At 42.0% G+C, this 13,287-nt stretch carries 12 protein-coding genes and 1 pseudogene; 12 read left to right on the forward strand and 1 reads right to left on the reverse strand.

The features are described from left to right. The 11 genes from hisD (at position 1) to FK004_RS18390 (ending at position 11,687) form a co-directional block, all read left to right on the forward strand. Positions 1–1,293: a histidinol dehydrogenase gene (gene hisD, locus FK004_RS18340; protein ID WP_108738562.1), complete on the forward strand. Its 1,293-nt coding sequence runs from the start codon at positions 1–3 to the stop codon at positions 1,291–1,293. Beyond that, positions 1,286–2,311 (forward strand): histidinol-phosphate transaminase, encoded by a 1,026-nt coding sequence (gene hisC, locus FK004_RS18345; RefSeq protein WP_108738563.1) that lies wholly within the window; start codon positions 1,286–1,288, stop codon positions 2,309–2,311. The genes hisD and hisC overlap by 8 nt, the downstream gene beginning before the upstream one ends. Continuing rightward, the gene (gene hisB, locus FK004_RS18350; RefSeq protein WP_108738564.1) at positions 2,308–3,396 is read left to right on the forward strand and encodes a bifunctional histidinol-phosphatase/imidazoleglycerol-phosphate dehydratase HisB; all 1,089 of its coding nucleotides are present in this window, start codon (positions 2,308–2,310) and stop codon (positions 3,394–3,396) included. Before hisC ends, hisB begins: the two co-directional genes overlap by 4 nt. Beyond that, complete coding sequence (hisH, locus tag FK004_RS18355) at positions 3,393–3,971, forward strand: imidazole glycerol phosphate synthase subunit HisH (RefSeq protein WP_108738565.1); 579 nt, start codon at positions 3,393–3,395, stop codon at positions 3,969–3,971. Before hisB ends, hisH begins: the two co-directional genes overlap by 4 nt. Next, the gene (gene hisA / locus FK004_RS18360; RefSeq protein WP_108738566.1) at positions 3,968–4,681 is read left to right on the forward strand and encodes a 1-(5-phosphoribosyl)-5-[(5-phosphoribosylamino)methylideneamino]imidazole-4-carboxamide isomerase; all 714 of its coding nucleotides are present in this window, start codon (positions 3,968–3,970) and stop codon (positions 4,679–4,681) included. Before hisH ends, hisA begins: the two co-directional genes overlap by 4 nt. After that, positions 4,675–5,427 (forward strand): imidazole glycerol phosphate synthase subunit HisF, encoded by a 753-nt coding sequence (gene hisF / locus FK004_RS18365; protein ID WP_108738567.1) that lies wholly within the window; start codon positions 4,675–4,677, stop codon positions 5,425–5,427. Before hisA ends, hisF begins: the two co-directional genes overlap by 7 nt. Beyond that, complete coding sequence (hisIE, locus tag FK004_RS18370; RefSeq protein WP_108738568.1) at positions 5,424–6,014, forward strand: bifunctional phosphoribosyl-AMP cyclohydrolase/phosphoribosyl-ATP diphosphatase HisIE; 591 nt, start codon at positions 5,424–5,426, stop codon at positions 6,012–6,014. The genes hisF and hisIE overlap by 4 nt, the downstream gene beginning before the upstream one ends. Positions 6,015–6,210: 196 nt before the next feature. Further along, a complete protein-coding gene (locus tag FK004_RS18375; protein WP_108738569.1) occupies positions 6,211–6,768 on the forward strand; it encodes a phage tail protein in 558 nt (185 codons plus the stop codon). Between the two features lie 53 nt (positions 6,769–6,821). Continuing rightward, on the forward strand, positions 6,822–7,973 hold the full coding sequence (locus FK004_RS18380) for an ABC transporter substrate-binding protein (protein ID WP_108738570.1): 1,152 nt from the start codon (positions 6,822–6,824) through the stop codon (positions 7,971–7,973). 2 nt (positions 7,974–7,975) lie between these two features. Beyond that, a complete protein-coding gene (locus FK004_RS18385; protein WP_227871637.1) occupies positions 7,976–8,902 on the forward strand; it encodes a methionyl-tRNA formyltransferase in 927 nt (308 codons plus the stop codon). A 34-nt stretch (positions 8,903–8,936) separates the two neighbouring features. Continuing rightward, the gene (locus FK004_RS18390; RefSeq protein WP_108738571.1) at positions 8,937–11,687 is read left to right on the forward strand and encodes a beta strand repeat-containing protein; all 2,751 of its coding nucleotides are present in this window, start codon (positions 8,937–8,939) and stop codon (positions 11,685–11,687) included. On the opposite strand, the gene FK004_RS18395 is transcribed toward FK004_RS18390, so the two are convergent. Beyond that, positions 11,631–12,842: an IS256 family transposase gene (locus FK004_RS18395; protein ID WP_108735429.1), complete on the reverse strand. Its 1,212-nt coding sequence runs from the start codon at positions 12,840–12,842 to the stop codon at positions 11,631–11,633. The genes FK004_RS18390 and FK004_RS18395 overlap by 57 nt on opposite strands. Positions 12,843–12,987: 145 nt before the next feature. Here FK004_RS18395 and FK004_RS19745 point away from each other — a divergent pair. Continuing rightward, positions 12,988–13,263, forward strand: a pseudogene (locus FK004_RS19745) (SprB repeat-containing protein); the annotation flags it as partial. Positions 13,264–13,287 lie beyond the last annotated feature (24 nt).

Consider the following 13,287-nt stretch of genomic DNA (forward strand, 5'->3'; position numbering starts at 1 on the left):
ATGCAAACGCCAATTCTAAATCCATTGCCCGCCGAATGGCCGGCTTTATGCCAAAGACCACAATTACCAGTACAAAATCTGGAAGATACCGTACGCCAGATCTTTTCAGAAATCCAACGCAATGGAGATATTGCTGTAAAAAAGTACACTTATTTTTTCGATAATGCCCAATTGGAAAACCTGCGTGTTCCGGAGGCAATAGTCGAAAACAGTTCGACCCTGATATCAGAAGCACTAAAAAATGCGATGCTACTCGCAAAGAACAGCATTGAGAAATTCCACAGCTCCCAAAAAGAAACAGTACGATACATCGAAACCAATCCTGGTGTAACCTGTTGGAGGGCTTCCCGTGCTATTGATAAAGTGGGAATCTATATCCCGGGAGGTACTGCTCCCCTGTTTTCAACAGTGCTTATGTTAGGGATTCCTGCCAAACTCGCCGGTTGCCGTGATATTATACTCTGTACGCCACCCGATGCCCAGGGAAATATCAATCCCGCGATTTTATATGCGGCCCAATTAGTCGGAATCAATACGATCTACAGTATTGGTGGGATACAGGCCATTGGAGCCATGACTTTTGGTACCGAAAGTGTCCTGAAAGTCGATAAGATATTTGGCCCAGGGAATCAGTTTGTCACTGCCGCCAAACAGGCAGCATTACACTATGGTGTTGCGATTGATTTGCCTGCGGGTCCCAGTGAATTGCTGGTCATTGCGGATACAACTGCCAATCCGGAATTTGTTGCTGCCGACCTGCTTTCCCAGGCCGAACATGGCGCCGACAGTCAGGTCATGCTGCTTTCCGATAATGAAGAAATGATCCGTGCAATCCTAAAAGCCATTACGGTACAGCTAAAAACATTACCCCGAAAGGGCATCATCGAAAAAGCATTAGCCAGTAGCAAAGCGATTGTCTTGCCTACGATTTCAGAATGTATTGCATTTAGCAACAGTTATGCGCCGGAGCACCTGATTATCGCATCGGAAAACCCGGAGCCATATACCGATAAAATTACGAATGCCGGTTCCGTTTTTCTGGGTAATTACAGTTGTGAAAGTGCGGGTGATTATGCGAGTGGAACAAATCATACGCTGCCTACGAATGGCTATGCCCGGAATTACAGCGGAGTTTCGTTAGATAGTTTTGTCAAGAAAATTACATTTCAGCAACTAACCGCTGATGGAATCCGGACGATAGGCCCTGCTATCGCCACTATGGCCGAAGCAGAACAACTCGATGCCCACAAAAATGCTGTTGTCTTACGCTTAAAAAATGCAACCAATGTTTGATCTCAAAAAAATAGTTCGTCCTACGATTCTCTCGCTCGAGCCCTATTCCAGTGCCCGCAACGAATATACCGGAACTGCCGGTGTCTTTTTAGATGCCAATGAAAATCCGTTCGGCACCTGGAACCGCTACCCTGATCCAAATCAGCAAAAACTTCGGGAGAAAATTGCCCAGGTGAAATCTGTTACTACAGATAGCGTGTTTTTGGGAAATGGCAGTGATGAAATTATCGATTTATGTTTCCGTATTTTCTGTGAGCCAGGGAAAGACAAAGCCCTGACCTTTACGCCTACCTATGGAATGTATGAAGTGAGTGCTGCAATTAATACTGTTACACTATTGGAGTTGCCGCTAAATGAAGCATTCCAGATTGATGAAGCCGCTGTACTACCGCTATTGCAAACTGAAAACCTAAAACTTGTTTTTCTGTGTTCTCCGAATAATCCTACGGGTAATACTTTAGAAGGTATTGATTTTATCCTGGCTCATTTTAATGGGATTGTCATAGTCGACGAAGCCTATATCGATTTTTCAAACCGACCATCGTATAGCCAGAAAATCAACCAGTATCCCAATTTGATTGTGCTGCAAACATTAAGTAAAGCCTGGGGAATGGCGGCTTTACGAATTGGTATTGCTTTGGCACAACCGGAGCTGCTGAGCTTACTGAACCGGATCAAACCGCCTTATAACATTAGTAGCCCGGCGCAGCAAATCGCACTGGAAGCTTTAGAAGCTACCGCTCTTTTTGAGACCCAAAAACAACTATTAATTACAGAAAGGGAAAAGATGACCGAAGCCTTACAACAGTCACCCATCATCCGGAAGGTTTATCCCTCCGAAGGGAATTTCATACTGGTCACCGTTAGTGATGCCGATCGGGTTTACAAACAACTGACCGATACAAACCTGATTGTCCGCAACCGGAATACGGTGATCCGAAACTGCCTTAGGATTACCATTGGAACACCGGAAGAGAATGTGCTGTTATTAGCAGCTTTACAAAATATAAAATCATGAAAAAAATACTTTTTATCGACCGCGATGGTACGCTGGTCATCGAACCGCCGACTGACCTGCAACTGGACAGCCTGGAGAAACTGGAATTTTATCCCGGCGTATTCCGTTACCTGTCCCAAATCGCCACCGAATTGGATTACGAGCTGGTGATGGTGACCAATCAGGATGGCTTGGGTACTGCCTCTTTTCCGGAAGCTACCTTTTGGCCTGCCCAAAATAAAATCATTCAGGCTTTTGAAAATGAAGGGATTCTTTTTTCAGAGATTATTATCGATAAGAGTTTCCCAAACGAAAACCTTCCGACCCGGAAACCCGGAACAGCATTGCTGACCCATTATATAAAAGGAAACTATAATCTGGAAGCCTCTTTTGTCATTGGTGACCGGAAAACAGATATACAATTGGCTCAAAACTTAGGCTGTAAGTCCATCTATATGGGATCGGAAATGAAACAAGCTGATCTGGTGACCCAAAGCTGGCAGGAAATTTACCAGTTTCTCAAATCCCATCCCCGCAAAGCCACTGTGGTTCGAAAAACAAAAGAAACGGAGATTGCCATTACCATCAGTCTCGACGGAACCGGAAAAAGCAATATTGCTACCGGAATTGGTTTTTTTGATCATATGCTGGAGCAAATCGCCCGCCATGGCACTATTGACCTGGATATCCAAGTTAAAGGTGACCTTTATATTGACGAACACCACACGATAGAAGACACGGCTTTGGTCCTTGGTGAAGCTTTTAAGATTGCTTTAGGCCGTAAAAAGGGAATTGAACGTTATGGTTTTTTATTACCTATGGATGATGTACTTGCCCAAGTAGCTATTGACTTTGGCGGTCGGCCGTGGCTGGTGTGGGAAGCTGATTTTAAACGGGAAATCATTGGTGGCATGCCTACCGAAATGTTTATGCATTTCTTCAAATCGTTCAGCGATACGGCACAATGCAACCTCAATATGAGCGCAACAGGAACAAATGAGCACCATAAAATTGAAGCCCTGTTCAAGGCTTTTGCCAAAGCAGTACAAAAAGCAGTACAACTAACGGATAATTATACGATCCCAAGCACCAAAGGAAGTTTATGATTGCGATAGTAAAATACAATGCCGGAAACACAAAATCAGTTGAAAATGCGGTTCGCCGCCTGGGCTATGATTTTATTGTAACAGCAGATGAAAATGAAATCAGGAAAGCGGATAAAGTAATCTTCCCCGGAGTGGGTGAAGCAGGATCTGCGATGCAACACCTGCAGGCCACTGGACTGGATCAGGTGCTTCGGGATCTAACCCAACCGGTATTGGGTATTTGCCTCGGCCTGCAACTGATGTGTGCTTCTTCTGAAGAATCCGAAACAACCGGACTGGGAATCTTTGATGTGGTCGTCAAGAAATTTCCACCCCGGGATAAAGTGCCCCACATGGGTTGGAATAATTTTACTGCGGTAAATGGTTCCCTGTTCAGCAATGTACAACTTGCTGATGATGTCTATTATGTTCACAGTTATTATGCAGCAGTATCCGAAAATACTATCGGCATTTGTGATTACATCCTGCCTTTTTCCGCAGCCCTGCAAAAAGACAACTTTTATGCCGTGCAATTCCATACCGAAAAATCGGGTGCTGTTGGAATACAGATTTTAAAAAACTTTTTAGCCTTATGAGAATTATACCTGCTATTGATATTATTGACGGAAAATGTGTGCGCCTGACCAAAGGGGATTATACCACCCAAAAAACATATAGTACTGATCCCGTTGCCATGGCTAAATCATTTGAAGATGCCGGAATAGCATACCTGCACCTGGTCGATTTGGATGGGGCAAAATCCAACAGGATCATCAATCATAAAGTCCTGAACGCTATTGCATCACAAACAAGTCTAAAGATTGATTTCGGCGGTGGCCTGAAAAGCAATACCGATCTCGAAATTGCACTCGATAATGGTGCCAATCAGATTACGGCCGGGAGCATCGCCATCACAGCACCACTACAGGTACAGGAATGGATCAGGGATTACGGACCGGAAAAAATAATTTTAGGTGCCGACTGCCAGGATCGTAAAATTGCCTTACACGGCTGGCAGGAAAAAAGCGATCTCGATGTACTGGATTTTATCCGGGAATATCAAAAGCATTCAATCTGTAACGTCATTTGCACTGACATTTCCAAAGACGGTATGCTCCAGGGGCCAGCCTTCGACTTGTATACCGAAATTATTACGGCTACCGGAATACAACTTACAGCCAGCGGTGGCATTCATTCCCTTGAGGATCTTATCCGGCTGCAAACTATCGGTTGTGATGGTGCTATCATTGGCAAAGCCATTTATGAAGGTTATATCACCCTAAAAGAATTAAGTACATTATGCTAAAGAAAAGAATTATTCCCTGTTTTGATATTAAAGACGGGAGAGTGGTAAAAGGAATTCATTTCCTCGACCTTAAAGATGCGGGTAATCCAGTGGAAATGGCTGCAGCATATGCCCGCCAGGGTGCTGATGAATTGGTATTCCTTGATATTGCAGCCACAATGGAAAACCGGAAAACGCTGACCTCCCTTGTGGAAGCAATAGCGAATGAGATCAATATCCCTTTTACTGTAGGTGGAGGCATTACGACTGTGGCTGATGCGGAACGGCTGATCCGTTCGGGAGCGGATAAAATAAGTATTAATTCTTCAGCCCTTAAAAATCCCGAACTGATTACTGCAATTGCAAAACATTTAGGCAGCCAGGCTGTAGTAGTGGCCATTGATACCAAATATATAAACGGTGAATGGATGGTTTTTAGCAATGGCGGAACCCAAGCTACCAGTTACACTGCTTTGGAGTGGGCACAAAAGGTGGAAAGACTGGGTGCCGGAGAAATCCTCCTGACTTCTATGAACAATGATGGGGCTCGCAACGGTTTTGCACTTGACATTACCGCTATTGTAAGCGATAGCATTACTATTCCGCTCATTGCTTCGGGAGGTGCCGGGGAAAAAGTGCATTTTAAAGCAGTTTTTACCACAATGAAAGCTACCGCAGCCTTAGCGGCCAGTGTATTCCATTATGGCAGCATTGGCATACCCGATTTAAAAAATTATTTAAGAAACGAAAAAATAGCGATACGATGAATCTGGATTTTACTAAAACAAACGGACTTATTCCTGTTATCATTCAGGATTATTACTCCTTAAAAGTACTCATGCTCGGTTATATGAATGCGGAAGCCTACGAAAAAACAGTAACTGAAAAAATCGTGACGTTTTACAGCCGAAGCCGTAAAAAACTCTGGACCAAAGGGGAAACTTCCGGCAACTTCCTTACCGTACAGGAAATTAGTACCGACTGCGACCAGGATACTGTATTGATTTCAGTAACTGCTGCAGGCCCAACCTGCCATACCGGAAGTCAAAGCTGCTTTCAAAGTCAACCGAACAGTAAAGGTTTTTTATATGAACTCGAAAAAACCATCAGTGAAAAGATTGATACCAATGCGCCAAACTCGTATACCAACTTATTATATAGGAGTGGCATGAATAAAATAGCACAAAAAGTAGGCGAAGAAGCCGTTGAATTGGTCATTGAAGCGAAAGATACAAATGCAGCGCTATTCAAAAATGAAGCTGCCGATTTGCTCTATCACTTCCTGATCCTCTTAAAAGCCAAAGCTTTCCGACTGGAGGATATCGAGTCGATATTACAGGATCGAAATCAATAAATTGAAACCGCCGCAATGGCGGTTTTTTTATGCTCCAGCTTTTCTTAAAGAAGTCTAAAAACTTGCAAGATCAGTAGCCTTTTGGCTTTCTACCAATATAAATTGTTTCATTCAATTAAAAAACAGGTAAAAACACCTGTTTTCATGAATTCATTATCATCTAATTTTGGTTCTAATCTTTTTAAAACTTACAACTATGTCTACTGAACCATTTATCGGAGAAATTAAAATTTTAGCGTTTAATTTTCCTCCTATAGGTTACCTAACCTGCCAAGGGCAAACATTATCAATTCAACAAAACACAGCACTTTTCTCTTTAATAGGCACCTATTACGGAGGAAACGGCCAAACAACATTTATGCTCCCTAACCTACAGGGCCGGATGCCTATAGGCCAGGGACAAGATAGTTTTGCAAACACTTATGTGATGGGACAAACTGCAGGTGTGCCAAGTATAACATTATTAACGTCAAATATTCCTGCCCATGTCCACACCTTGAATAGTGTGGCAGTGAAAATTAAGGCCTCAACTGCCAATGCAGATGAAACGTCGCCAAATGGAAATTTCCCTGCAGTCACTCAGAGTCCTGGATATTCAGGAAACGGAGCTACGAACAATGTTTTTAGCGGTGGGACTACTATTTCCGGTACGACCGATATTACTGGTTCCAGTATTCCAGTTAACATTCAGAATCCCTATTTAGCCATAAATTATTCCATTGCAACACAGGGAATATTTCCATCCAGAAATTAACTAAAAAAGGAGCACTTCATATCAAGTGCTCCTTTTTATTATTTAAAAGTAGTATGCAAACAATAGGGATCTTATTGTCTCGTTCTTCCTACTATCAAACCATTGGTTTTGATTTATATGAAGGCCTTCGTTCCGGACTAAAACAATTAGGTCGGGATGATATCAAAATAGTTACGGAAAATATAGGATTTGGCACCGATAAACAACAGTGTTACCGGAGTGCCGAAAAACTGCTATTGGAAGAAAATGCAACTATTGTAATTGCTTATATCGGACATCGGACTGCACAATTACTACGCCCCCTTTTTCTGGCCGCCAATAAAATACTGATTGTCCTGGATGCTGGTGCCAACATACCGCAGGAATGGCCAAGCTGCCCCAATATTTTTTACCATTCCCTTCATAATGCTTTAGGAGCAGCACTTGCCGCCAAAGAAGCTACAAATGATGGGTATACAAATGGTGGAATTGTGACTGGTTATTATGATGCAGGATACTTACACACCTATAGTCTTTCCAAATCATTCCAGGATATGGGAGGGACTATAACATTTAATCATGCCACTGGTTATCAAACCCATGATTTCAAAATGGAACCTTTGAAAGATCATTTGAAAAGTTTTCCGGATAGTGCCTTGCTTACCTTATTTAGTGGAGAATATGTAGAATGGTATTTTGAGCAAATGAAAAATATATTCAACGGAAAAAACTTACCGGTCTATCTCTCACCGTTTGGTCTGGAAGAAACCATGCTAAGCAATACTGTTTATGCATCCGAAAATATAAAAGGTATTGCTGCCTGGTCTAAAAAAATAAAGTCGGCAGAAAATGAACGCTTTGTTGAGACCATTACGGAATTGGGCAGAATTCCTAATCTTTTCTCCTTGTTAAGTTGGGAATGCGCTTCAATTGTCCTAAAAGTATTGGAACTGAGCCGCGAACATAAAAATAACATCTCAGGCATTGCCCAGGATCTTCATTCCTTCTCATTTGTAAGTCCAAGGGGGACAATTCATTTTGATGCTAAAACAAATACCTCCATTTCACCTTTATACAAAGTGGCAGTCATTCCCAATGAAGAAGGAAAGTGTGAATTACAGTTAGAAAGTGAAGCCCCGGAAGTACAGGAAGATTATAATAAGCTAACCAATCAGGATCTCGAACACTGTACATCAGCCTGGCATAATAGTTATGTCTGTATCTAATTATGGAAACACAGAAAAAAATAATGATCTTATGTGGCGGAAAGTTCGCCTTCAAAACATTGCAATTATTAACGTATGAAAAATTCATATGCGCTATTGGCATTGGAAAAAGCAGCAATAGGATAATGGATGCTTTAGAGCAGGAAGCAGAAGAGAATAAATTGGGCTTCCAAGCTTTCCCTTCTAAAAAAAGTATGGAAAAAATGAGGGACTGGATCGATACCATCCAACCCGATTATATTTTTTGTATCTCTTTTCCATATCTCCTTCCTGAATCCGTATTGTCTTACGGAACTGACAAGTTTATCAATTTTCATCCTGGGCCACTACCACAATATCGTGGTGCAATGCCCATTTTCGAAGTACTGAAAAATCAGGAAAAAGAAACGGCCATTTGTACACATTTTATGAATGAGAAATTTGACGGAGGCAATATTATTTTTAATGACCCAATGCCGATTCAGGAAGGTGATACTTACGGACAACTGGCTGTAAAACTGAGTGACCGTATGGCGCAGGTGGCTTTAAATATGGCCAATATGCTACAGTTTGCTACTCATATTCCAAACCATCCACAGGATGAATCAGCAGCCTACTATTATGAAAAACCCGAACTAACAGATACCTATATTAATTGGAAACGGATGAGTGCAGCTGAAATTATTGCTTTGGTACATGCCTGCAATCCCTGGAATTCTGGTGCTGATGCCACATTATTGGGGGAACAGGTTAAAATAATCGTTGCGCGATTATTAGACGAACCTCACAATACGCAACCGGGAACCATTACCTCCATAAATACCACAATAAATGTCGCCTGTGCCGATAACGAGCAAATTGCAATCGAAATACTCAGCACAGACGAAGGTATCATGACAGTCGAACAGTTTACACTTTTAAAACCCCAAATTACAACTGTATTACAATGAAAATTAACACTAATTACTTAAAATTTATGCGATTATGAAAAAGAACTTTACTTTAATTTTTGCGTTACTGCTCTACCTCTGTAGTTTCAGGGGTATGGCACAAACGCAATTCTGGTCCGATACCTTTGAGGATACCGGTGCGCCAAGTACAGGCGTAAGAACACCGTCGATAGCGGAATTCGCTATTGGTGGCCCACCTGCAACAGCTTATTTCTTCCGAACTATTCCTACTGGGATTAACCTTCAAAACGGTCCTTATTCAGGATTCCAGGGATCGAAAGTTTGGGCAGCAGAAGATATTGACAAGGGCCCATCCGGAGTCAATAATTCAATAAGCCCCAATCAGCAGGTTACCTGGGCTTCAATTAATATTGCAGGAAAAAGTGGCTTGTCATTTAAAGGTATTTTTGCTGCCAATAATTTTAACGCAAGCTGGAATGGGACAAGTTTTGCTCCCAATCAGGATTTTATCGCTATCGAATATCGAATCGATGGCGGTTCATGGACCAAAATTATCGCATTTTATGCTGGATCCACGGCCACAACCAATGCCTTGTCCCTGGATACAGATGGGGATTTAATAGGAGATGGTGCTGCACTAAGCTATGCTTTTAGTGAATTTACAGCTACTATTCCAGGTACAGGAACACTCTTGGAAATTCGATTAAATTGCTCGGCAAATGGTACTGACGTTCAGGAATTTGCTGTAGATAATTTTCGTCTTTTCGAAACTCCGGCGTGCACTGCACCCGTCATTACAGCCAATCCGCCCAATAGAGCTATTTGTGTAGGAAACAATACTACATTTGCTGTTACGGCAACTGGAGCCACAACCTACAAATGGCAGGTCGATCAAACCGGATCCGGTACCTATACTGATCTTGCCAATACTGCTCCTTATTCTGGAGTAACTACTACTACATTGACTATATCTGGTGCAACAGCAGCAATGAGTTCTTACAGATACAGGGCTGTTGCTATTAATGGCATTGCCAGCTGTTTTACAAATTCAAATTATGGTACATTAACCGTTTCCAATATAACCAGTACCGGCGCTCAAAATAATATTGTTTGTGCTGGTAGTTGTACTGGTAGTGCTGCCGTTAATGCTACTGGTGGTATTGGTACTTATACTTATTCATGGGCTCCATCAGGTGGCACTGGAAGTATTGCTACAGGTTTATGCGCAGGAAACTATATTGTAACCATTACGGATGCGATAGGATGTACCGCGACCCGAAACTTTACCATCACTACATCAGGAACACCTATTACCACGACTGGTTCACAAACCAATGTAAGTTGCAATGGTGGTACTAACGGTACTGCTACTGTGGTGGCAGCTGGTGGAACACCTGCTTATTCTTATTTGTGGTCTCCTTCCGGAGGAACAGGGGCCACCGCCTCAGGACTTGCGGCAGGTGCTTATACCGTAACGGTAACCGATGCCAATGGATGTAGTACCACACGTAATTACACTATTACACAACCTGCTGCAATAACTACTACAGGATCACAAACGAATGTGTCTTGTAATGGCGGAAGTAATGCTACAGCTTCTGTAAGTGCTACTGGAGGAACAGGAACCTATACGTATTCATGGGCTCCTTCCGGTGGAACAGGGGCTACCGCTTCAGGACTTACGGCTGGTGCTTATACCGTAACGGTAACCGATGCCAATAGTTGTACTACTACACGTAATTTTACTATTACCCAACCCGCTCCACTAACCACTACAGGATCACAAACGAATGTATCTTGTAATGGCGGAAGTAATGGTGTGGCTTCTGTAACTGCTAATGGAGGGACAGGAACTTATACCTATTCATGGTCTCCATCCGGTGGAACAGCGTCTACGGCTTCAGGATTAACTCCAGGAGCTTACACAGTAACGGTAACCGATGCTAATAGTTGTACTATTACACGTAATTTTACCATTACACAACCTTCTGCAATAACTACTACAGGATCACAAACCAATGTGTCTTGTAATGGAGGAAGTAATGGTGTAGCTTCTGTAACTGCTACTGGTGGTACAGGAACCTACACCTATTCATGGTCTCCATCTGGTGGAACTGCAGCTACGGCTTCAGGACTTGTTCCCGGTGCCTATACTGTGACTGTGACCGATGCCAATGGATGTACCAGGACACGCAATTATACCATAACGCAGCCTACTGCCATAACGGCTTCAACATCACAAACGAATGTATCTTGTAATAGTGGTAGTAATGGCTCAGCTTCTGTAACTGTTTCTGGCGGAGCCGGTGGTTATACCTATAGTTGGGCTCCTTCCGGAGGAACAGCAGCTACTGCTTCAGGACTTGTTGCAGGCGCTTATACCGTAACCATAACAGATGCCAATAGTTGTACCATAACACGTAATTTCACTATTACCCAACCTTCGCTACTAACGACTACTGGATCACAAACCAATGTGTCTTGTAACGGTGGTAGCAATGGTTCAGCTTCTGTAACTGTTTCAGGCGGAACAGCTGGTTATACCTATTCATGGTCCCCTTCCGGAGGAACTGCAGCAACTGCTTCAGGACTTACGGCAGGTGCTTATACTGTGACTATTACTGATGCGAATAGTTGTACTACTACACGTAATTACACCATTTCACAACCTTCATCAATAACGACTACTGGATCACAAACCAATGTGTCTTGTAACGGTGGTAGTAATGGCTCAGCGAGACTGGTCGAAATTTTGTGTAAACAGTTCTTAGTGTTTAATATTACACCTTTCTCCAAATATGACCAAGAACTGATTCATGATTAATCCCCAGCTTGGTATTGCATTTATCCAGCTTTTTTCACAATTTTGTATTGCTAAATAGACTGATTTCTTGACGCTTTTTTCATCTGGGAACTGCACTTTTGTTTTGGTATATTTTCTAATTCCCCTGTTTAAGTTTTCTATTGTATTTGTGGTGTACATTATTTTCCTGATTTCAGCAGGATAGGCCAAAAAAGGCATGAGATTTTCCCAATTCTTTTCCCAGGAGCAAACGGCATATTTATATTTTGCTTCCCAGTTTTTTTTAAATTCAGCCAGAGCTAAAACGGCTTCTTCCTGATTTATTGCAGTATATACTTCTTTCATTGCACTGCAAAATGCTTTTCTATCCTTAACTACTACAAACTTAAGGCTATTCCTTATTTGATGAACAATGCAAAGCTGGGATTCTGTATTTGGAAAAACACCTCTGATAGCTTTTGTAAATCCGGTAAGGTTATCTGTACAGGCAATGAGAATATCCTTTACTCCACGAGATTTTATGTCAGAGAGTACAGTCATCCAAAATGAAGCCGACTCTTCTTTATTTAGCCACATTCCTAATACTTCTTTCTTACCATCTGTTTTTAGTCCGATTACAATGTAAATTGCATGGTTTTCATATTTCCCATCTGTTCTTACTTTCATATGCACAGCATCCATCCAAACAATCAGATACTGTGGTTCTAAAGCCCTTTTAGTCCATAAATCAACATCAGCCAGTATTCTATCAGAGATGGTCGAAATCGTGGACTCACTTACTGATATCCCATAAACTTCTTTAACTTGTTCTACAATATCACTACGGGTCATTCCACGACTGTACATTCCTAAAATAGCATCTTCAATCTTTTCACTCATCGATTGGCCTTTTCCGATGACCTGAGGCTCGAATTCACCATTTCTATCCCGGGGAATAGCCAGGACCATATTGCCCAAAGTCTCTGATTTTATATTCTTTGAGAAAGAACCATTACGGCTATTGCCTGTATTGTATCCGTCAATATTATGCTTCTCATATCCCAGATGAGCATCCAATTCTCCCTGGAGTAGTTGTTCAATGCCTTGTTTATACAGGTCTTGAAAAAAAGTATGGAAGTCTTCTTTGTTTTTAAATTGCTTTGCAAAATCTTTGGGTAATTTACCATCTTCGATCATAATCCGCTCTTTTTAAATTATTTAAATGTAGTTCTTTTAAATTCTATACTTAATGATCTGTTGTTTTTTGGCTAAGCCTTAAAATCTCAAATCAAATTAAAATCAATTTCTACGTTTACACAATCTAACGACTACTCCCGGCTCAGCTTCTGTAACTGTTTCAGGCGGAACACCTGGCTACACCTACAGTTGGTCTCCGTCAGGAGGAACAGCAGCTTCAGCCTCAGGATTAACTCCAGGAGCTTATACGCTGACCATTACCGATGCCAACGGGTGTACTGCAACACGTAATTTTACCATTACGCAACCTTCGCTTATAACGACTACAGGATCACAAACCAATGTGTCTTGTAACGGTGGTAGCAATGGTTCAGCTTCTGTAACTGTTTCAGGCGGAACACCTGGTTATACCTATTCATGGTCCCCTTCCGGAGGAACTGCTGCA

It is taken from the genome of Flavobacterium kingsejongi (genome assembly GCF_003076475.1).
Taxonomy (GTDB): domain Bacteria; phylum Bacteroidota; class Bacteroidia; order Flavobacteriales; family Flavobacteriaceae; genus Flavobacterium; species Flavobacterium kingsejongi.